Raw genomic sequence first — 21,519 nt, 5'->3', positions numbered from 1 at the left:
GCCGGTTCACCTCTTTGTAACCTGAAAAATCAGTACTTTAATTTGGTCGCTGCAAGTACCGCATGGAATACGATTAATTTATAAACTCAACTTTCAAAATGACATCTCCTCACTGGACTCAAAAAATCACGCTGCTTCTTGCCTTATTATTATGTTGTTCCAATGGAATCGCTCAGCAGTCCCAAACCAAACTAAAGGTCATGACCTATAATATTTGGAACGGATTTGATTGGGGAAAAGACACTGAAAGGCAGACTAAATTCATTGATTGGATTAAAAGCAAAGACCCCGATGTACTGGCTTTACAGGAGCTATGTGGATATACCGAGGAAAAACTCAAGGCTGATGCGGCAAAATGGGGGCATCCCTACTCCAAAATATTGAAAACCAAAGGGTATCCAGTTGGGCTCACGTCCAAAAAACCCATTGTACTCAAAGAACGCGCCTTGGACTCCCTTTGGCATGGTATGCTACATTGTAAGACCTATGGGATAGACTTTTTTGTGGTACACCTCTCCCCTGCCGATGCCAATTTTAGGTTGAAGGAAGCGGGAATTATTTCTGAAAAAATAAAAGCCGCCCATACTGATACTTTCATGGTGCTTGGGGACTTTAATGCACACTCTCCCTTTGATGGAGAAGCGCTAAAACATAACAAATCGCTGCTACAGAAGTACGCCAAAGGGGAGTCGGATAAATATTCCAACTTAAGGCTCGGAACTTTTGATTTCGCCCCTATTTCAACTTTCTTAGGATTACCCTCGATAGATTTAAGCAAGAATTTCAACGATGTCCGCGACCGATTTACCTACCCCTCTCCCGTTTTAATGGGGTCGTATAGGGAAAACATGGAAGAGGTAATCCTAACCAGGGAACGCATAGATTATATACTGTCCAGCCCAGTGATTTCCAAATCTTGTATTGGGGTGACTACCTACAACAGTGGTGAAACAGAGGCGCTATCCGATCATTTTCCCATAATGGCCGAGTTTGATTTTAGTCAAAAAGAATAGCGCCTTATATAAAAAGTGTTTGGTCGTCCTTTGAACGAACCATACGAACTGACAAACCAAAAACGATGAAAACAAAAACTGTCTTCGGATTGTGCTGGATGGCCTTAATCCTTATATCGTGCAGTCCGGAACCATCGGGTAAGCATTTGTTTATCCTGTCGGGTCAGTCCAACATGGCAGGTATGCTACCAGAAGAGTCATTTACTCCAAGGGTTGAAGCCGAGTTTGGAGCCGAAAACACCCTTGTGGTAAAGGATGCCCATGGTGGTCAGCCTATACGACGTTGGTACAAAAAGTGGAAGTCGATGGATCCAGATGGTCCAAAGGCCCAACCAGATTTGTACGACTCCTTGATGACCAAAGTGCACACCAAAATCCAAGGCCAAAAAATCGCCACCATAACCTTTATTTGGATGCAAGGTGAACGTGACGCACGGGAAAAACTGGGCGATGTTTACGAAGAGAGTTTGTTGGGCCTGCACGAACAGTTGGCCAAGGATCTTACATTCAACAAAATGAATTTTGTAATTGGCAGATTGAGCGATTTTGACATGTCCAATGAAAAATACCCCCATTGGACCATGATTCGGGACATTCAGGTAAAGGTGGCCGAGTCCAATTCACGGTTTGATTGGATTGACACTGACGACCTTAACGACGGGTTCAATAGAAATGGTAAGGAAATTACCAACGACCTGCACATGTCCGGTGAAGGTTATGTGACAATGGGCCATCGTTTTGCAGATAAAGCCATTCAGCTAATAAAAAAAGAAAAATAGCTATGATGATCAAGTTTAGTAACCCCAAAACAACAAAACAAGCTCTCCTACCCCTTCTTTTTTTGATCATCGGAAATTTGGTCCAATCACAAACGGTATATCCCCTATGGGAAGGTGAGCAGACACCCTACTACAAGGAAAATAACCTCAAGGAATATCAGAAAGAAATATGGGGAACCTTATGTCATTTCAACATAACGGAACCTACATTGACCGTTTACAAGGCCAAAGGAGAGAATACCGGCAAAGCTGTGATAATTTTTCCTGGCGGCGGGTACACCCTGGTCGCCATGCACCATGAAGGCTACGATGTAGCCGAAGCTTTATCGGCCCAAGGTATTACGGCCGCGGTACTAAAATATAGACTTCCCAACCCTGAATCCTCAACCCAACCCCATTTGGTTCCGATTACGGATGCCCGGAAATCACTGAAATTACTGAGGTCAATGGCCGATGAATATGGGTTCGACACAACTAAAGTTGGTGTACTTGGCTTTTCGGCAGGGAGCCATTTGGCGACAGTGGCCAGCCTCTGGAAAAGTGAGGTGCAGGAAGAGAATCCAGATTTTTCTGCCCTTATTTACGGGGTGACCAATTTTTCCGATGCCAATAGACAATGGTTAGAGAAGGAACTGTACCACAGGGAAATGACCCAGGAGGAAATAGTGCGGAACAATCTTCTCAATTTGGTCTCGAAGCAAACACCCCCTGCTTTTTTGATCCATACCAACGACGATGATATCTGTCGCGTAGAAGAAACCACCCTATACGCCAACAAATTGAACGAGCACAATGTACTTAATGAAGTTCATGTGTTTTCCAAAGGGGGTCATGGCTTTGGACTGGGGAGAAAAGAAGACGGTACCGACCAATGGATTCATTTATTTACCAATTGGTTAAAGTCAAACAAACTTTAAAGATGCGTCAAAAATCTTTTAACCTTGGCAGGTTATCTGCCTCGACAACACCTAGATTTAAGCGATTATATTTATACTTTTACTAAATCCAACAACCAAACCAAAACCGATGATATCAACACGTAAAATTTTAGCCCATTGCCTGGCGCTGGCCGTAATTGGTTTATCCAGTTCTTGCCAACAAAAAACCAAAAAAGTCGAAACCCCTTCCCAAAACACTGGGGAGCGGTGGTCAGAAACAAGAATAAATGCCTGGTATGACGAACAGGATTGGCTGGTAGGGGCAAATTTTGCGCCTTCTTCGGCCATCAACCAGTTGGAGATGTGGCAGGCTGACACCTTTGACCCACAACTAATTGACCAGGAGCTAGCCTGGGCAAGGGATTTGGGCTTTAATACCATGCGGGTGTTCTTACATGACCTGCTCTGGGAACAAGATGCACAAGGCTTGATAAAACGGGTAGAAACCTATCTTGATATCGCTGAAAGCCATAGCATCAATACCATGCTGGTGCTATTGGATGATGTTTGGAACCCCTACCCCCAACTTGGTAAGCAACCTGAACCGAAACCACACGTGCACAACTCCGGTTGGGTGCAAAGTCCAGGGCACGAAGTACTCGTGGATTCTACCCAGCATAAGAAGTTGGAAGATTACGTAAAGGGAGTGATGACCCATTTTAAGGACGATAAACGGGTGTTGATTTGGGACTTATACAACGAACCCGGTAATGGTAATGGTAACAGCTATGGCGAACAGGAGCCCGAAAACAAGAGTGTGCATTCCCTGAAACTGCTTAAAAAGGTGTATGCTTGGGCCCGGGAGGTAAATCCGTCACAACCCATTAGCATCGATGTGTGGACCTCCATCAACAAAACCTTAGACCAAATGAGCGACATCGACAAATTTGCCTATGAAAATTCGGATGTTATCAACTTTCACTGCTATGCTAACGCGGAGGCCACAGCAAAAATGGTAGAGCGTTTAGCCGAGTCCAATCGCCCCCTATTTTGCACGGAGTATATGGCAAGATCGGTCAGCTCAACCTTTCAGGAAATCCTCCCTATCTTTAAAAAGCACAAAGTGGCTGCCTACAATTGGGGGTTTGTTTCTGGTAAATCACAGACCATATACCCGTGGGATTCCTGGCAAAAAGAATACACCGACGAACCCGACCTATGGTTTCACGATATTTTTAGGACGGATGGAACTCCCTACAAAACAGAAGAGGTGGAGTTTATCAAGTCGATCGTGAAAGAAACGGCACAAGAACAAGGTGGTAGCATGGAATTCCAAGTGGATGCTAACCTAGAGGATTGGGGCAAGTACAATTATCTCTTTGGACTCTCCGACCCTTGGGTACTTAAAGGTAAGGACCAGACCCATTTTGATTTTACCGCCACCCCGGAGCACTTTTATTTTTATTTTAAGACCATAGACCATACCCCCACCGAAGTCGACTATGTAAATGAACGTTCCTTGTTATGGGCAGACAGAGTGGAGTTGTTTTTCTCAGCCGATAAAGAGTTATCTGAATATTACGGGGCAGAGATGACACCGGATAAACAGGTACTGGATTTTAAAGCGAGTTTCCCACGCAATATCGACCATGGGTGGGATTTTGAAACCTTAACCTTAGCTACCAAAAAATTAGACGATGGATATATCGTGGAAGGGAGTATTTCCAGAAAGGAATTGGAATCCTTTGGTATTACCAACGAATTCTACTTTGGAGTCTTTCGAGCTGATTTTCATGGGGGCCGTAAGGTAAATTGGTATGCCAAAACCATTCCCGATACGCCCAAAGCCGATTTTCATGTTCCCTCTGCGTTTGCCAAAACCTATTTGAACGACTAAAATGGAATGATACGCCTCAGGATTTTCTTAATTGCTTTAACCTGCCAAATTTGTTTTGCGCAGCGCAGCCATGAGGCGGTTGATCTCTCCGAAGCGGCTTTGGAACTCACAAAGCAGCAGGTGACCTATGATCCCAGTTATTTTTCCATCGATTATCCCAATGGGGATGTCCCAAGCGGTAAAGGAGTATGCACCGATGTGGTGATAAGGGCGTATCGAAAACTAGGAATAGACCTCCAACAACGGGTACATGAGGACATGAAAGCAAATTTCCAGGCGTATCCCCAAAATTGGGGACTACGATCCACCGACACCAATATTGATCATAGAAGGGTGCCCAATCTCATGACCTATTTTAAACGCCAAGGAGCATCACAAGCCATTACGCTTCAAGCCAAGGATTATTTACCCGGGGATGTGGTCTGTTGGAATCTGGGTGGAGGCACCACCCACATTGGTATTGTAATAGACAAAAAGTCAAGGGACGGCCAGGGTCACCTCATTGTCCATAACATAGGACAAGGACAAGTGATTGAAGATTGTTTGTTTGACTTTAAGATTATAGGACATTATCGATATCTCCCAGCACCATAACCAACATGTTTAGAATATCTTACCTCCTTTGGGTGCTTCTTTTATTTTCACAGTTGGGCTGTAATCCCAGCTCAAAATCCCAAAGGTTGACACTTGCCGTTTCGTCCAATATGCAGTTTTCCATAGAGGAAATTGCAGCCAGGTTTACTGCAACTACCGGAATTGAATGCGATTTAGTTGTGGCATCTTCTGGTAAACTCACCGCCCAAATTATGGAAGGTGCTCCTTTTGATGTGTTGTTGTCCGCAGATATGAAATATCCCCAAATGTTATTTCAAAATGGTATGGCTCCGGCCGCTCCAAAAGTCTACGCCTATGGACAATTGGTTTTGTATTCACCCAATGCCAATACTGACCCAAAAATGGAAATGCTGTTGAAGGACAGCATCGTTCATATTGCCCTGGCAAATCCCAAAACAGCTCCCTACGGTTCGGCGGCAATGGAAGTGTTGGAACATCATGCAATGCTTGATTCCGTGCGTCATAAATTGGTGTATGGAGAGAATGTCTCCCAAACCAACCAATTCATGGTAACAGGGGCGGCACAAATCGGATTTACTGCTAAATCCACTGTATTTACCCCTTCCATGGCCAATCAGGGAAATTGGCTAGCGTTGGACTCAAATAGTTATACGCCCATTGCCCAAGGCATTGTAATGGTAGGCACGAAAACCAAGGAGCATCAGAAGGCGGAGGCCTTTTACAATTTTATTTTTTCCGATGAATCCCAAAAAATTTTGAAGAAATACGGATATTCGGTAAATGAATAGTTTAGAGGGTACCATTGTGGATGTTGAAGTCAGCGGGAATTTGTCTCTCGTTTGCGTTGAAGTACACCCTAAAACCATCATCAAAGCCATTGTGGTGGAAACCCCCGAATCTGCAAGTTACCTCACGAAAGGGGAGCCTATTAAAACCTTGTTCAAGGAAACCGAGGTGGTTATTGGTGTTGGGGAAGTTTCTAACATCAGTATGCAGAACCGGATAGCTGGCACCGTAAAAGAGGTCCACAAGGGAACTTTGCTGGGAAAAGTAGTATTGGACACCCCATCAGGAACCATAACCTCCGTTATCAGTTCCAATGCTGTGGAAAAATTGGAACTTGAAGAAAATACCACGGCAGTCGCCTTGATCAAACTCAACGAAGTAATGTTGGCCAAGATATGAGTTGGGAACCGCTAATACTGACCTTTAAACTCGCTTTGGTGACCACGTTGATCCTATTGGTCTTATCCATTCCGCTCTCCTATTGGTTGGCGTATTCCAAGGCACGGGCAAAGCCCATTATCCAAACCTTGGTAAGCATGCCACTGGTCCTCCCACCCACAGTTTTGGGGTTTTATTTTCTGATTGCCTTTAGTCCCAATAATGCATTGGGAGGCTGGTTATCGGAAACACTCGGAATTCAATTGGTATTTTCTTTTCCTGGCCTGGTACTGGCTTCCATGCTCTATAGCTTGCCCTTTATGGTGCATCCCATTCTATCTGGATTTACAGGGATTCATACTTCATTGCGGGAAGCTGCTGTTCTTATGGGAAAGTCCAAATTTGAAATTTTGCTGCATGTTCTTTTGCCCAATATCAAGCCTGCTTTGCTCACCGGTACCGTATTGTCCTTTGCGCATACAGTTGGGGAATTTGGTGTGGTGCTGATGATAGGGGGAAATATTCCTGGAAAGACCAAGGTGGCATCCATTGCGATTTACGATGAGGTAGAAGCCCTTAATTACGGAGCGGCCAATTTCTATTCCTTGGTACTCTTTGCCATTACCTTTTGCATTTTACTCACAGTATATCTGATCAATGGCGGATATCTTAAAAAATTCTGGAAATGATGACCATCCAGATACAAAAGCAATTGGACGGTCCCGAGGGCCCAATGCGTCTTGACGTGAACATTCAGGTTGCACCAGGTGAATTCGTAACCCTTTATGGCTCGTCAGGGGCCGGTAAAACATCTACCCTCAAAATCCTTTCAGGACTGATGCAACCGGAAGCGGGCAAAATCACTGTTGGCGATAAGGTTTGGTTGGATACCTCAAAGCACATCCATGTAAAACCACAGGAACGGAACATTGGCTATGTATTCCAAGATTATGCGCTCTTTCCAAATATGAGCGTAAAACAAAATCTGGAGTTTGCATTGCCTAGGCAAGGTGACCCGAGCATCGTGAAGGAACTTATCCAAGTTATGGAGCTGAATAACATCCAACAAAAAAAGCCCACCACCCTATCCGGAGGGCAACAGCAACGCGTGGCCTTGGCAAGGACCTTGGTCCAACAACCCAAATTGCTATTATTGGACGAGCCACTTTCGGCCCTGGATCTAAAAACCAGACTGAGGTTGCAGGACTATCTTCAAAAGGTACACCGCAAATACCTATTGACCACCATTCTAATCAGCCATGATATAGGGGAAATCCATAAGTTGTCAGATAGAGTAATTGTATTGGAAGAAGGAAGGGTTATCCGCCAAGGAACTCCCTCCCAGGTATTTGTAAACCAAGATTTAAGTGGAAAATTCAAGTTTCAAGGAGCGGTGCTTCAAATAGAGAAAAACGAAGTAGTTTATATTGTCACTGTTCTTGTGCAAAACCAAATGGTAAAGGTGATAGCCCAAGAATCCGAAATCGAAAATCTTAAGGTCGGGGATGCCGTTATTGTAGCATCAAAAGCCTTTAATCCCATACTATACAAAATCGAATGAAGTTCAAGTTCCTATATCTTTTCTTGCTTATTTTCTGCATTGCTTCCTGTAAACTAGCTAAAAATGAAGTGGTTTACAAAACGGACAATCTGGAAATCCATCAACTCACTTCGGGCACCTACGTCCATGTTTCTTTTTTGCAAACTGAAAGTTTTGGAAAAGTGGGTTGCAATGGATTGCTCTATAGAAATGGTAACGACGTCCTTATTTTTGATACCCCCATCTCTGATGAGGTATCCCAAGAATTGTTAGCGTGGATAGCTTCAGAGTGGGGAGCCAATGTTGTTGGGGTGGTTCCAACCCATGCCCACGAGGACTGCCTAGCTGGATTAAATACCTTTCATGAATCCGGAATTAATTCTTATGCCAATCAGCGTACACAACAATTGGCAAGGGAAAAAGGTTTTCCCATTCCCCTAAATGGATTTCAAGATAAAATGGAAATTGAAGTGGGTAACCAGCAGGTCCTTATCACTTTCATTGGGGAAGGGCATACAGAGGATAATATAGTGGGCTACATCCCGGAAGAACAGGTACTTTTCGGAGGATGCTTGCTCAAGTCCCTCGGAGCTGGAAAAGGTTATATTGAAGAGGCCAATCTGGGCGAGTGGCCACATTCCATAGAAAAAATCAAAAAGGAATTTTCAACGTTACAGTTTGTTGTACCGGGACACGGAAAACCGGGCGGAAAGGAATTGTTGGACTTTACCCAAACCTTGTTCCTGGACGAAAAAGAGGGCATTGAACCATGAAGGAAACACGTATAAACAAGTATTTGAGTGAAGTCGGGTATTGTTCCAGACGGGCAGCCGACAAATTGATAGACCAAGGGCGGGTGACTATTAATGGTAAGATTCCAGAAATGGGGACCAAAGTAAAACCTACGGACGAAGTAAGGGTGGATGGCGAGCTGATTTCTGAACCCAAGGACAAACCTGTTTACCTTGCGTTTCATAAGCCTGTTGGGATAGTGTGCACTACAGATACCCGAGTAGAAAAAGATAATATTATAGACTTTATCAACTATCCCAAGCGCATATTCCCCATTGGTCGGTTGGATAAACCCAGTGAAGGCCTCATTTTTATGACCAACGACGGGGATATCGTAAATAAGATTCTAAGGGCACGCAACAATCATGAAAAGGAGTATGTGGTTACCGTAAACAAGCCCATTACCCAAGACTTCTTAAAGCGAATGCGCAACGGAATTCCCATTTTGGGCACTATGACGCGTAAGTGCGAAGTGGAACAATTGGGGTCCTACCAGTTTAAAATTATCCTTACCCAAGGTTTGAATCGGCAGATTCGTAGAATGTGTGAGTATCTGGACTATCGGGTCAAAAAATTGAAACGTATCCGGATCATGAACGTCAAATTGGATATTCCGGTGGGCAAATGGCGGGATTTAACGGACAAGGAGCTCAACGAAATCAATAGATTGGTAGCGGCTTCGTCCAAAACACATGATTGAACTGCGTTCCAAAGTCAGTATATTCTAGTTAACACTCTTGATTATGATTTCCTCAGGCACATAATCCAATTCTACTACCTTATAGACCTCTAAATCAAAATTGGTAAAAACAATTCCTCCTGTTTCGGAACCATCATTGCGATCGTAGCCCAAAATTATGTTCCTGTTCTCCACATCCACCTTTCGTACGGGAAAAATGGGAGCAGTACCCAGTTCATCTTGTAAGTCAACAGCCAATTCTTCCAGAAAAGGTTGATTCCCCTCAACAACTTTATCACTTCCCATATCATAGATTGCGGGTTGCCTTCTATAATGTTCAGATGCTGGGTATACTTTCTCAAAACTAAATTGGTCGTTGAAAAATACGGTGTGGGATAGCCCATAGAGAATGCTAGGGAGTCCGTTGGCCGTTTTGGTGCTTTCCAATTCAAAACTTTGGATATCATAGGTTTCTATCAAGAAGTTACTGGACTCCAGTCGGATGGCCAGAAAATCTCCATTATAAAAGCTTCCTGCGGAAAACCTATTAAAGATCTTACTACTGAGAACGGTTGCCGATTCCAAATCAATGAAGGCAACTGTTGGATTTAAATTGTCCCCAGTAACGTAAAGCAGTGCCAGCACGTCTTCGTTTATTATTTGGAACTGGATACCCAGAGATATTTGGTTAGCCTTGGGATTGGGATCAAGCTCAACTTGTTTGCATTCCCCAGAAGCCTTGTCATAAATCGTAACATAATATTGTTCCAAGGTCACCGGAATATCATAAGTGGAATGCACCAAAACCAGTTTGTTTTGGTTCCCTGTATAGAGGGAAATCCCATTATTTACCCCATTTGCATCGGGTGGGAGAATACAGTAATCTTCAGTTATATCAATGGATCCACTAATTACATCCTTCTGATAGGTGCTGATCGAGGTATAACTGGATGGCCAAGAATGGAAGCTTAGAAGACTGTTCTCAATTTCCCGGATGTAATAATCGGTTTTTTGTATGCCCAACTCTTGGGTAAGATTGGTTTCTACCACATTTCCCGAGACGTATTCCAGGCTCAGCTGTATCTCATCATCCCCAGAGGTGGTTAAGATTTCAAGATTATACTCTTTTTCGACTGGATCGAATTCCTCTTCCTCTTCCTCCTCAACAGGGTCCTCCTCTTCGACGGGTGGATTGTTGGTATCAACCACTTCATCGTCATTTACACCCTCATTGGGCAATTCGTTGGATGAGCTACAAGAGAATAAGAGCAGCAGTATAACTATGGAGTATGCGTACCTCATAATGGTAAAATTTGGAACATCAAGTTTTAAACCTTCGTAAACAAAAATAAAAAAAAGCCCTACATTTTATTGTAGGGCATCTTTTAAATTATGATTCTAGGAGTGTTTATTTCACTTCTTCAAAATCAACGTCTTCAACGTTATCTCCTTCTGCGGAGTCACTGGCTCCAGCGTCTCCAGCCGCAGCATCAGCTGAGCCATTGGCTTGGGCTTCCGCCTGGGCCTTGTACATTTCCTCAGAGGCAACTTTCCAAGCTTCGTTGATCTTCTCCAAAGCTGGTTCGATCACCGCAACGTCTTTGGTCTCGTAAGCTTTCTTCAATTCTTCCAAGGCATCCTCAATTGGCTTTTTCTTGTCATCGGAAAGTTTATCGCCAAACTCCTTAAGTTGTTTTTCGGTCTGGAAGATCATTCCATCTGCCTCGTTCAACTTGTCAGCTTTTTCTTTGGCCGCTTTATCCGCTTCGGCATTGGCTTCAGCTTCTGCCTTCATTTTTTGGATTTCCTCATCGGTCAAGCCAGAAGAAGCCTCGATTCGGATATCCTGCGTTTTGTTCGTGGCCTTGTCCGTGGCAGATACCTTGATAATACCATTGGCATCAATATCAAAGGTCACTTCAATTTGAGGTGTACCTCTTGGCGCGGGTGGAATCCCATCCAAGTGGAATCTACCGATTGTTTTGTTATCTGCAGCCATGGGTCTTTCCCCTTGCAACACATGGATTTCAACCGAAGGTTGGTTATCCGCTGCTGTGGAGAACACCTGTGATTTTTTCGTAGGAATTGTTGTGTTCGCCTCGATCAATTTGGTAAACACGCTTCCCATAGTTTCGATTCCCAAGGAAAGTGGGGTAACATCCAAAAGGAGTACATCCTTTACATCCCCTGTTAATACGCCCCCTTGGATTGCGGCTCCAACAGCAACCACCTCGTCAGGGTTAACACCTTTGGAAGGTTTTTTCCCGAAGAACTTCTCAACAGCTTCCTGTACGGCAGGAATTCGGGTAGATCCCCCTACTAAGATAATCTCGTCGATATCACTTTTGGAAAGTCCTGCGCTTTTAAGGGCAGTTTCACAAGGTTCTATGGTTCTTTTCACCAAATCCTCGATCAATTGCTCAAATTTGGCGCGGCTCAAGGTTCTAACCAAGTGCTTGGGTCCAGAAGCTGTTGCCGTTACATAAGGCAAGTTGATCTCGGTCTGGGCAGATGCCGACAATTCAATTTTAGCCTTTTCGGCTGCTTCGCGCAAACGTTGCAAGGCCATGGCATCTTCCCTTAGGTCTAATCCTTCATCATTCTTGAATTCCTCTGCCAACCAGTCAATGATCTTTTGGTCAACATCATCTCCTCCAAGGTGTGTATCTCCATCAGTGGCCAACACCTCAAAAACACCATCACCCAATTCCAAAATGGAAACATCGTGTGTTCCTCCTCCAAAATCGAAAACAACAATTTTTTGATCGGTATCTTTTTTATCAAGACCATAGGCCAAAGAAGCGGCTGTAGGCTCGTTGATGATTCGCTCCACGGTCAAACCTGCAATCTCTCCGGCCTCTTTGGTTGCCTGTCTTTGTGAATCGTTAAAATATGCAGGGACTGTGATTACCGCCCTGGACACATCTTGGCCCAAGTAATCCTCAGCTGTCTTCTTCATTTTTTGAAGAATCATGGCCGAAAGTTCCTGAGGTGTATACAAACGTCCGTCTATATCTACCCTTGGTGTATTGTTGTCACCCTTTACAACCTTGTAAGGAACACGATTCGCTTCTTTTTGCGATTCGGAAAATTTGTTCCCCATAAAACGTTTGATAGAATAAATGGTTTTATGTGGATTGGTCACAGCCTGTCGTTTGGCAGGATCTCCCACCTTAATTTCACCGCCCTCAACAAAGGCGATAACAGAAGGTGTGGTTCGCTTCCCTTCCGCATTGGGAATTACCACAGGCTCGTTACCCTCCATTACAGAGACGCAGGAGTTGGTCGTACCCAAGTCTATACCTATAATTTTGCTCATTTTATTTAAAGTTATATCGTTGAAAATTCATTTTTGTCTCGCTCTATGAGTGACAATGTTCATGCCATGGCAAAGAATATGACAAGGTGGCAGATGAAATTTTGTGTTTGGTGGTTGGAGTTGGATGCTAGTTGCTTGGAGTTTGGCGCCTTACATCAATGCAAAGTGAAAAAGGGAAAATTGAAAACGATTAGAACGGGAGTCTGGAATTTGGAATTTGGTGCTTGGTGCTTGGTGCTTGGTGCTTGGAGTTTGGAATTTGGGATTTGAGATTTGGTGCCTGATGCTTGATGCGCGGTGCTTGAAGTTTGGTGCTTGGGATTTGGTGCTTGGTGCTTGGAGTTTGGTGTTTGGTGTTTGGAGTTTGGAGTTTGGAGTTTGGAGTTTGGTAAAGGATTAAAGTTAATTGGCCATTGTTCATTGTTCATTGTTCATTGTTCATTGTTCATTGTTCATTGTTCATTGTTCATTGTTTACTGTTCATTGATTATTGCGTCGTCGGTAAAACTTCTTGTAGCTAACTTATCCGCTCTTCTTATATTTGATAAAACGATTTTGCCTGTGGAATGTATCAGCGTTTTTGATATGCTAAAAATTGGTGTAGGGCCTTCAAGTTCCCACACTTTGGGGCCTTGGCGGGCAGCCGAACAATGGGTCAACGAGCTAAAAAGCAACAACCATTTTAATTCCGTGACCATCGTAAAGGTCTATCTCTACGGTTCCCTTTCCTTGACCGGTAAAGGGCATGCTACCGATATTGCGGTAATCATGGGTTTAATTGGCAGTGATCCCGAAACTGTGCCCACAGAGACCATCGACCCAACGCTCGAAAATCTAAAGAAATCTGGACAACTTGCATTGGGAGGGATTCGAAAAATCCCATTTAGTTTTGATGACGATATAGTTTTCAAAAAGGAGTTTCTTCCTTTTCATGCCAACGGGATGTGCTTTGAGGCCCAACTTGAGGATGGGAAAACAGTCTCGGAAACCTTCTATTCCATCGGAGGTGGATTTGTGGTAAAGAAAGACCTTTCCCATTCCAAAGAAAACAAGGCTGTTTTTAAAACTTTTCCCTGTCCTATTAAAACAGGGGACGAGTTACTTGGGTATTGTGAAACCAAAATAGCTTCAATTTCAGAAGTGGTGCTAGAAAATGAACTTTCCTTGAGGCCTACAACCGAGATAGATTCAGAATTGCGAAGAATCTGGAATACCATGTTGGAGTGCATGTATCTCGGGTGCCATACCGAGGGAACATTGCCTGGCGGACTAAATGTACGGCGTAGAGCCTTTGAAATGCACCAAAAACTAAAAGGAGAACTCCCCTATGCCAATCCCCAGGAATGGTTGGAAGTCATTCGGAAGACTCGGGTAAAATTCAGACAGATCCTAAAATGGGTGAGTTGTTTTGCTTTGAGCGTCAATGAAGTCAATGCTTCTTTAGGAAGAGTGGTTACCGCGCCCACTAATGGAAGTGCAGGTGTAATTCCCGCTGTTTTGATGTACTATATGGTCATCGAAAACCATAAGGCGAATTTTGAGCACATTAAAACGTTTTTATTGGTGGCGGGCGAAATAGGAAGTATCTTTAAGAAAGGTGCCACCATCTCGGCAGCGATGGGTGGATGCCAAGCAGAAATCGGAGTGTCTTCGGCCATGGCCGCCGGTGCTTTGACCGAACTTTTGGGTGGCAGTCCAGAACAGGTTTTGATGGCTGCGGAAATAGCCATGGAACATCATTTGGGCCTTACTTGCGATCCTATTGGCGGTTTGGTACAAGTACCCTGTATCGAGCGGAATTCCATGGGGGCGATAAAAGCCATTAATGCCGCTGAGTTGGCCTTGGATTCCGACCCTAAAGATGCCAAAGTGCCCTTGGACAAAGTGGTTAGCACCATGTGGGAGACTGCCAAGGACATGAACACCAAATACAAGGAAACCTCGGAGGGCGGACTTGCTGTAGGCGTCTTTTTAAGTGATTGTTAGCATAGTCAACAAAACATAATATAGAATTCCAAAATATGTCAACCTCAAGACTTTTCCCATTTGGATTTGTTCTGGTACTTTTACTTTCCTTATCCTTTAGTCCCAGGGAAACAGAAGCCAAGGAGCACAAACTAATTCTTTTCGAAGGCTCGGACTGGTGCGTGAATTGCATTCGGCTCGAAAAAAATGTGTTGACCAAAGCTGTCTTTGTCAACTTTATGGAGCAAAATAATATCTCCATAGAGCGGATTGACTTTCCACAACGGAAGCAACTGGACCAAGCCACCCAACAATACAACGCCAAAATGGCGGAGAAGTATGGCTTCAAGGGTGTCTTTCCCACCATTATATTGACGAGTTCAGACTCGGAGGAGTTACAGATGTTGGAATATCTTGATCAAAGCTGCGAAGATTTTATGGACCAAATAGCCGCCAATCTAAAAGAATAACGGATGAAGCGCTTCAGAAGACGACATAAACTAATGGGCTGTTCTTTTGAGTTGGGCGTCGTGGCGGATAGCGAATCCGAAGCGATGAGAATTTTGGAAGACGGGATTCGCGAAATCCAACGGATTGAACATCTTTTAACCGAGTTCCGCGAGGATTCCACCATTTCCAAAATCAATCTAAATGCTGGAATAAAACCTGTGGAGGTCGAACCAGAAGTTTTGCAACTGCTGCACCGGTCTCAGCAAATCTCCAATCTTTCCGATGGGTATTTCGATATTACAATGGGGGCGCTCAAACAACTGTATCAATTTAAAAACAAGGAAGTCGCCTTCCCAAACAAAAAGAGGATTTCCAACACCCTAAAACATGTAGGCTATAGCCATCTGCAATTGGACGCAAAAAACAATACCGCCTTGTTGACCCAAAAAGAAATGCGGATAAGCTTAGCCGCCATAGGCAAGGGATACGCAGCCGATGTGGTTCGACAAAAATGGAAAAACTACGAAATCCCTGGGGGTTATATTGATGCCAGTGGGGACCTTACCGCGTTTGGAACGGACGAAAAAGGCGAAGCATGGAAAATAGGTATTGCCAACCCCGACAACCAGGATCAAACCCTATTCCACATTCCCCTAAACCATGCTTCAGTGGCCACTTCTGGGGATTACGAACAACATTTCATGTTTCAGGGAATACGGTATTCCCACAATATCAACCCGAAAACGGGCTTCCCTGTAACCGGGGTCAAGAGCGTTTCCGTATTTTCTCCGAGTGCAGAGCTTTCGGATGCTTTGGCAACTGCGGTGTATTCCATGGGCCCACAGAAGGGAATGTCCTTTCTGAACCAATTACCCCATACCCACGGGATTATTGTCAATGCTCAAAACAAGGTATTCTTCTCCAAACAATTGCAATATGAAGCCGTTCCTTCTTAGATTTTTGTTACTGTTGGCGGTGACTTCGCTAGGGTCGTGTTCCACAACTCTAAAACCTTATGAACGACAGTATATCAATGATCCCGAAATGTCTATGTCCGGGACCAGTGCCAACAAATTTCAGCATTATGTCTGTGCAATTAGGGAAGGTGCAATTATTCCAGGAGGAAAAAAAGGCAGTGGGGGCTGCGGTTGCAACTAGTTAAGGCCTATGAACAAACGCACGGTACTTGTTGGGAGTCTTGCATTTTCCATGCTCATGGCCAAGGCACAAAAGCGGGAAGCTTCTGAATTCAAGGTAAAAGAGACCCAAGTAGAACTCTTGTACAACCACTATCTCCAGAACGGGGACAATTCTGCGGTAACGGGCGGCGAGGGTACCGAACGTTTAATTGTATACGGCCCCTCGTTCAACCTAAATAAGAGCATTGGAAAAAACGGCTTCAATTTTCAATTGGGGGCGGATATTATCTCCTCAGCTTCTACGGACAATATTGATCGAATAAAATCATCGGCATCCCGATTGGATGCACGAACCTACACGAGTTTGCATTACACCCGATATATTGAAAAAAGTAAAATGAGTCTCAGTGTGGGTCTAAGTGGTTCCATTGAATCGGATTATGCGTCCGTGGGTAAGTACCTGTCGGTGACCAAGACTTCCGAAAATGATATGAGAACCTATTCCGCAGAACTACAAATATTCAATGATGATTTACGATGGGGGCGTCTGGAAGGTGGCTTTCTTGCCGAGCCACAATTCTTGATCTATCCCATAGAACTGCGCTTTCAGGAATGGTACGACGAGTATGAGCGGGACTCCTACAATCTCAATTTGGGGTTCACCCAAGTTGTGGACCAGAGAAATACAGTGGGTATTTTTTCGGCACTTAGTTTACAGAAAGGCTTGTTGGCAACCCCCTTCCACCGGGTTTTCTTTACGGATGATTCAAGGGCTGTTGAACAACTCCCCGAGGAAAGACAGAAATTGGCAATTTCCCTGAAATGGAACCGGTTTACCCAAAATGGTATTATCCTCAAAAACACTTTAGGCACCTATATGGACGATTTCGGAATTCTGGCCCTCACCTTGGATCATGAAACAGCCATTAAACTCAGTCCGAAGTGGACACTGCTTCCCAGTCTCAGATACCATACCCAACAAGGTTCCAAGTACTTTGCGCCAAAGGGAGAACATAATCCCAACGACACTTACTATACCTCTGACTATGACCTGTCTTCCATCAATTCATTGACCATTGGAATGGGATGGAGTCATTGGCCAACAAACCGTAAAAACAAGGGGTTGCATAATTTTTCGTTCAGATACTTCTTCTATTCCCGGTCCAATGGGTTAAGGGCGCATACGGTATCCACCTCTTTTAATTTCCTAAAAAAGCGAAGGGTGCAAAAAAGAAAATTCCGTAAGAAAAATTAGTTTTTATTCGTCTAGGCAACCTGCCCTGCCACGGGTATCAATCAGGTAGATAATCTTCCATTCCCCATCAAAATTGACCAACTGAAAAGAGTTGATGCCACAATGGCTAAATTGGTCGTTCAGCCAAAATTCGTAACCCACCCAGGCATTCGCCATGGTACGGTCCACCTGAATGGAATATGAAGTCAGCTTTTCCTGGAAATTGATACTATCGGGAATACTGGTAATCGATTGAATGAATTTTGAAAACTCTTCGTTTCTGAACCTTGTCTTCCCCTCCTTGTCACGTCCGGTAGTTTGGAGCACCACATGGTCAGCCACGGTACTGTTGATTATCGTGGAATCCTGCTTGTGAAATCCATCAAAAAAAGTCTCAATAACTTTTTTAACTGCTGCCTTATCCGCTTCATACCCGTCAGGATTTGGTCCTTGGGCGGAAAGTTGGACAACTACAAACAAGGATAGAATAAGCGTAAAGATTGTTTTCATTTTTGTTGTTTTTTGATTGCAGTCCAATTTAAACAAATCTGCTTACATTTAGCTCCTAAAACCCAACGGAATGTCAGTTGCAAAAAAAGAGTACAAGAGGGTAACGGTCAAATCCTTGATCGAGATGAAACAAAATGGGGAGAAAATCTCCATGCTCACCTCTTACGATTATTCGATGGCCAAAATTGTGGATGCCGCGAATGTAGATGTCATCCTAGTGGGTGATTCCGCAAGTAATGTCATTGCTGGCCATGAAACCACCTTGCCCATTACCTTGGACCAAATGATTTACCATGCCAGCTCAGTTGTCAGGGCTGCCAAAAGAGCACTAGTTGTGGTAGACATTCCCTTTGGGAGTTATCAAAGTGACTCAAAAGAGGCCTTGCGGTCTGCCATCCGCATTATGAAGGAAAGTGGCGCACATGCCGTAAAAGTTGAAGGTGGCTCTGAAATAAATCAATCGGTTACCCGGATTCTTGAAGCAGGAATCCCTGTAATGGGGCATTTAGGATTGACGCCACAATCCATCTACAAATTTGGAACCTACACCGTTAGGGCTAAGGAGGAAGAGGAGGCCCAAAAGTTGAAGGAAGATGCCAAAATGCTTGAGGAATTGGGTTGTTTTGGAATTGTTTTGGAAAAAATTCCAGCAAAATTAGCCCAAGAGGTGGCCGAAAGTGTTTCTATCCCAATTATTGGAATTGGAGCAGGTGGTGGTGTGGATGGCCAAGTGTTGGTTGTTCATGACCTTCTAGGGATGACACACGAATTCAATCCACGATTCTTAAGGCGTTACATGAATCTATATGAAGATATGGGTAATGCCATCTCGCAATATGTGGATGATGTGAAGCGTCGCGATTTCCCCAATGAAAGTGAACAATACTGATACAGCTTGTTGGATTTTTGGATTCTTAGTTATTTGATTTTTAGAATTCGACCAGCCTCTTAATCCCAAGCCATTAAATATCTATTACATGCATAGGTTTAAAGATTTGGAAATATGGAAAAGAGGACGGGCATTTTGCCCTGAAATCTGCTTAACAACCGCATCATTCCCAGAATCGGAAAAATATGGCCTGATTAATCAGTTAAGGCGAGCTTCCATCTCAATTCCAAGTAACATTGCAGAATGTTGCTCTAGACACTCGAACAAAGAGTTTTCCAGGTTTTTGGAAATTGCTATAGGTTCAATGTACGAATTGGAGACCCAATTATTGATTTCAAATGATATGAAGTTTCTTGGAAATCTAGAACTGGAATCTCTTCTAAAGCACCTGGAATCAATGATTAAAATGACATCTAAATTTAAATCTTCCCTACGGTGAATTCGGAGTTATCGAAAAATCCAAAAATCCAAAAATCCAATAAATCAAATCTCATCGTTCTTTTCGAAGACAACCACCTTATTGTTGTCAACAAACGGGCCGGAGACATTGTGCAAGGAGATAAAACGGGTGATGTTCCCTTAAGCGAGGTGGTCAAACAATATTTGAAGGCAAAATATAACAAACCGGGTAATGTATATTTGGGTGTGGTGCACCGTTTGGATAGACCTACAACGGGCATTATCGTTTTTGCCAAAACCTCCAAGGCCCTACCTCGGCTCAACAAATTGTTTTCCGAAGGAAAAACAAAAAAAACCTATTGGGCAATAGTCAAGCAAGCGCCAGAAGAAGCAAGTGCGGAATTGACCCACTGGCTTGTAAGGAATCCAAAGCAGAACAAATCGTACGCCCATGTAAAGGAAGTTCCCAACAGTAAAAAAGCCGTGTTGGTATATCGAATGCTTAAACAACTGGAGTCTTACCATCTTTTGGAAATCGATTTGAAGACAGGAAGGCATCATCAAATTAGGGCACAATTGGCCGCTATTGGATGTGTAATCAAAGGGGATTTAAAATACGGCGCGGCGCGAAGTAACAAAAATGGTGGTATCCACCTTCACGCCCGAAAATTGGAATTGGAGCACCCCGTGAAAAAGGAATTGATTTCCTTTACGGCCCCACCACCTGACGACCCCATTTGGAACGCATGTATTAGCGAGTGACCGCCAAGGCTTTTTCCCTAATCACCTGTGCAACAGGCTTGTTGTGCAAGTGACTTTCCAACCAAGAAAGAATATCCAAGTACAGAAAAGCACGTTTCTCATAGGGATGGTTCTCATATTTTTTGAGTTCGTTGTATAGTTTTTGGAATTCGTTCCGAAGGTCGCTCGGATAAATATCCCCAAGGCTTCGAAGAAATTTGATCATTTCCTTTTGAACGGCGTGTAAATCGTTCATTTTCAACAAGAACTTATAGGTACTCTTAAGTTGTACTTCCAAATGATAATCCATCCCGGCCTCATAATGCGCTACCAGACTGAGTACCCGGGCAAAGCACATTAGATCCTCCCGCATTTTTAGATTCTTGTTGGAAATGATTTTTTTGAGATAAACAATGCAGTTCTTGTGATCGCCGGTACCAAAATACAAACAGGCTATTTTATAGTACAAGAGCATAATGTGGTGCTCATCAATCCGCGCCCTGTGTTTTTTGATGCCATACTCTACAATGTTCACCAAATACAGCCCTTTATCAAAGGTTCCCTCTAAAAAATGTAAGTTCAATTTGTTGGAGTTGATGTACAAAAAGGCGAGGGAAGCAATATTATCATTGCTTGGAAATCCGGAGCTGTTTACCTGCGCTTCCAATCGTTCCAAAGTGTCCTTGAATTGCGACGCGTATTTCACAAAAAACAAGGCCTCCAGCAAATAGTGGTTTCCCTTCAGGTAAAAAACCGGGTTTAGGGAAATCATTTCCTTATTGTCGTAGAAAAGATCCACCCATTTGCTCGCATATTTGTAGGAAGAAAGAAAATCCTGGGTCAACAGACTGTACCACAAATGTGCTTTGTAGAGCCATAACTTTTCCCGAAAACCAAGTTTTTCAATATCGACCAAAGGCAATTGGGCCTCGAAGTAGCTCTGTACCTTTTTGAGGTCCTCGTCATTGCGCACATATCCCACCTTCAACATCATCCCATACAACTGAAGGGAAAGATTGGAAAGCTTACTGGTCATCACATTGTCCTCGGACAATTCCTTTGCCTGCTTGGCTAATTCATCTGCCCTATGGGGTATACTCCGGGTAATATATTGGGTTTCAATAATTTTTTCCAGTTCCACGATCTCATAGGCCACATTCTTTTCCTCGTTTTCAATGGACATATTTTTGGCCTTGTCCAAAATCTTCAAACTTTGTTTGTAAAGTCCTTTCTGATAAAGAATGGTGGCAAAATCCAACTGCTCCCGAATTTGAACCCTGATGTTTTGGTTCACAGGATTCAATCGTAGACTAACCAAAATCTGCTTGTAGAGGTGTGCCTTCAAATTGGAAAGCTGCGCTTTTTTTACGATCCCGCTATCCAAAATCTGTTTCTCGTCATACGTCCGCATTTTGTCCAACAGGTTAAACAAGGCCAAGAACTTTGCGTCCGTATTCACCCCCAAGCGCCCCACATACAGTTTAAACTGCCGTTTTTCCGATTTGGAGAGTGACTCGATCAACACAAACAAGGCGTCCTTATGGGTATTTGTCAT

The 21,519-nt window shown here is 43.7% G+C and carries 23 protein-coding genes; 19 read left to right on the top strand and 4 right to left on the bottom strand.

Annotated features, from left to right (window positions below; all coding sequences use genetic code 11):
• Positions 1-200 precede the first annotated feature (200 nt).
• The 11 genes from M3P07_RS04565 (at position 201) to rluF (ending at position 9,339) form a co-directional block, all read left to right on the top strand.
• Positions 201-1,013 carry an endonuclease/exonuclease/phosphatase family protein gene (locus M3P07_RS04565; RefSeq protein ID WP_249968712.1) on the top strand — a complete coding sequence of 271 codons (813 nt, stop codon included), beginning with the start codon at positions 201-203 and terminating at the stop codon, positions 1,011-1,013.
• Positions 1,014-1,078: 65 nt separating this feature from the next.
• The gene (locus tag M3P07_RS04560; protein WP_249968711.1) at positions 1,079-1,792 is read left to right on the top strand and encodes a sialate O-acetylesterase; all 714 of its coding nucleotides are present in this window, start codon (positions 1,079-1,081) and stop codon (positions 1,790-1,792) included.
• Between the two features lie 2 nt (positions 1,793-1,794).
• A complete protein-coding gene (locus M3P07_RS04555; RefSeq protein ID WP_249968710.1) occupies positions 1,795-2,709 on the top strand; it encodes an alpha/beta hydrolase in 915 nt (304 codons plus the stop codon).
• Positions 2,710-2,818: 109 nt separating this feature from the next.
• Complete coding sequence (locus M3P07_RS04550; protein WP_249968709.1) at positions 2,819-4,567, top strand: glycoside hydrolase family 2 TIM barrel-domain containing protein; 1,749 nt, start codon at positions 2,819-2,821, stop codon at positions 4,565-4,567.
• 6 nt (positions 4,568-4,573) lie between these two features.
• The gene (locus M3P07_RS04545) at positions 4,574-5,161 is read left to right on the top strand and encodes a DUF1287 domain-containing protein (RefSeq protein ID WP_249968708.1); all 588 of its coding nucleotides are present in this window, start codon (positions 4,574-4,576) and stop codon (positions 5,159-5,161) included.
• A gap of 5 nt (positions 5,162-5,166) precedes the next feature.
• A complete protein-coding gene (gene modA / locus M3P07_RS04540) occupies positions 5,167-5,931 on the top strand; it encodes a molybdate ABC transporter substrate-binding protein (RefSeq protein ID WP_249968707.1) in 765 nt (254 codons plus the stop codon).
• Positions 5,924-6,328, top strand: coding sequence for a TOBE domain-containing protein (locus M3P07_RS04535; protein WP_249968706.1), 405 nt, complete (start codon positions 5,924-5,926; stop codon positions 6,326-6,328). Before modA ends, M3P07_RS04535 begins: the two co-directional genes overlap by 8 nt.
• Complete coding sequence (gene modB / locus M3P07_RS04530) at positions 6,325-6,996, top strand: molybdate ABC transporter permease subunit (protein ID WP_249968705.1); 672 nt, start codon at positions 6,325-6,327, stop codon at positions 6,994-6,996. Before M3P07_RS04535 ends, modB begins: the two co-directional genes overlap by 4 nt.
• Positions 6,993-7,868 (top strand): ABC transporter ATP-binding protein, encoded by an 876-nt coding sequence (locus M3P07_RS04525; protein WP_249968704.1) that lies wholly within the window; start codon positions 6,993-6,995, stop codon positions 7,866-7,868. Before modB ends, M3P07_RS04525 begins: the two co-directional genes overlap by 4 nt.
• Entirely contained in the window at positions 7,865-8,620 is a 756-nt protein-coding gene (gene bla / locus M3P07_RS04520) for a subclass B1 metallo-beta-lactamase (protein ID WP_249968703.1), read from the top strand. The genes M3P07_RS04525 and bla overlap by 4 nt, the downstream gene beginning before the upstream one ends.
• Positions 8,617-9,339, top strand: a complete 723-nt coding sequence (gene rluF, locus M3P07_RS04515) for a 23S rRNA pseudouridine(2604) synthase RluF (protein WP_249968702.1) — start codon at positions 8,617-8,619, stop codon at positions 9,337-9,339. Before bla ends, rluF begins: the two co-directional genes overlap by 4 nt.
• A 24-nt stretch (positions 9,340-9,363) precedes the next feature.
• On the opposite strand, the gene M3P07_RS04510 is transcribed toward rluF, so the two are convergent.
• Together M3P07_RS04510 and dnaK are read right to left on the bottom strand one after the other, a co-directional pair.
• Positions 9,364-10,620, bottom strand: coding sequence for a hypothetical protein (locus M3P07_RS04510; RefSeq protein WP_249968701.1), 1,257 nt, complete (start codon positions 10,618-10,620; stop codon positions 9,364-9,366).
• A gap of 106 nt (positions 10,621-10,726) precedes the next feature.
• A complete protein-coding gene (gene dnaK / locus M3P07_RS04505; RefSeq protein WP_249968700.1) occupies positions 10,727-12,637 on the bottom strand; it encodes a molecular chaperone DnaK in 1,911 nt (636 codons plus the stop codon).
• 561 nt (positions 12,638-13,198) lie between these two features.
• Here dnaK and M3P07_RS04500 point away from each other — a divergent pair.
• The 5 genes from M3P07_RS04500 to M3P07_RS04480 are packed head-to-tail and all read left to right on the top strand — an operon-like array spanning position 13,199 to position 17,446.
• Entirely contained in the window at positions 13,199-14,623 is a 1,425-nt protein-coding gene (locus M3P07_RS04500; RefSeq protein ID WP_249968699.1) for an L-serine ammonia-lyase, read from the top strand.
• 35 nt (positions 14,624-14,658) lie between these two features.
• The gene (locus M3P07_RS04495) at positions 14,659-15,072 is read left to right on the top strand and encodes a thioredoxin fold domain-containing protein (RefSeq protein ID WP_249968698.1); all 414 of its coding nucleotides are present in this window, start codon (positions 14,659-14,661) and stop codon (positions 15,070-15,072) included.
• A gap of 3 nt (positions 15,073-15,075) precedes the next feature.
• A complete protein-coding gene (locus M3P07_RS04490; RefSeq protein ID WP_249968697.1) occupies positions 15,076-16,008 on the top strand; it encodes an FAD:protein FMN transferase in 933 nt (310 codons plus the stop codon).
• Positions 15,989-16,210, top strand: coding sequence for a DUF4266 domain-containing protein (locus M3P07_RS04485; RefSeq protein WP_249968696.1), 222 nt, complete (start codon positions 15,989-15,991; stop codon positions 16,208-16,210). Before M3P07_RS04490 ends, M3P07_RS04485 begins: the two co-directional genes overlap by 20 nt.
• Before the next feature lie 9 nt (positions 16,211-16,219).
• Complete coding sequence (locus M3P07_RS04480) at positions 16,220-17,446, top strand: DUF3570 domain-containing protein (protein ID WP_249968695.1); 1,227 nt, start codon at positions 16,220-16,222, stop codon at positions 17,444-17,446.
• Between the two features lie 3 nt (positions 17,447-17,449).
• Here the strand turns inward: M3P07_RS04480 and M3P07_RS04475 are convergent, their stop codons facing one another.
• On the bottom strand, positions 17,450-17,935 hold the full coding sequence (locus M3P07_RS04475) for a nuclear transport factor 2 family protein (RefSeq protein ID WP_249968694.1): 486 nt from the start codon (positions 17,933-17,935) through the stop codon (positions 17,450-17,452).
• Between the two features lie 70 nt (positions 17,936-18,005).
• Between M3P07_RS04475 and panB the strand changes: the two genes are divergently transcribed.
• From panB to M3P07_RS04460, 3 genes are all read left to right on the top strand, one after another.
• Complete coding sequence (panB, locus tag M3P07_RS04470) at positions 18,006-18,824, top strand: 3-methyl-2-oxobutanoate hydroxymethyltransferase (protein ID WP_249968693.1); 819 nt, start codon at positions 18,006-18,008, stop codon at positions 18,822-18,824.
• 88 nt (positions 18,825-18,912) lie between these two features.
• The gene (locus tag M3P07_RS04465; RefSeq protein ID WP_249968692.1) at positions 18,913-19,263 is read left to right on the top strand and encodes a four helix bundle protein; all 351 of its coding nucleotides are present in this window, start codon (positions 18,913-18,915) and stop codon (positions 19,261-19,263) included.
• Positions 19,260-19,985, top strand: coding sequence for an RluA family pseudouridine synthase (locus M3P07_RS04460; RefSeq protein WP_249968691.1), 726 nt, complete (start codon positions 19,260-19,262; stop codon positions 19,983-19,985). Before M3P07_RS04465 ends, M3P07_RS04460 begins: the two co-directional genes overlap by 4 nt.
• On the opposite strand, the gene M3P07_RS04455 is transcribed toward M3P07_RS04460, so the two are convergent.
• Positions 19,975-21,519, bottom strand: a complete 1,545-nt coding sequence (locus tag M3P07_RS04455) for a metallophosphoesterase family protein (RefSeq protein WP_249968690.1) — start codon at positions 21,517-21,519, stop codon at positions 19,975-19,977. The two genes, M3P07_RS04460 and M3P07_RS04455, sit on opposite strands and share 11 nt — an antisense overlap.

This window comes from Flagellimonas myxillae, assembly GCF_023502235.1.
Classification (GTDB): Bacteria; Bacteroidota; Bacteroidia; order Flavobacteriales; family Flavobacteriaceae; genus Flagellimonas; species Flagellimonas myxillae.
The sequence above is the reverse complement of the archived record's forward strand: the minus strand, read 5'-3'. Positions and strand labels throughout refer to the sequence as shown.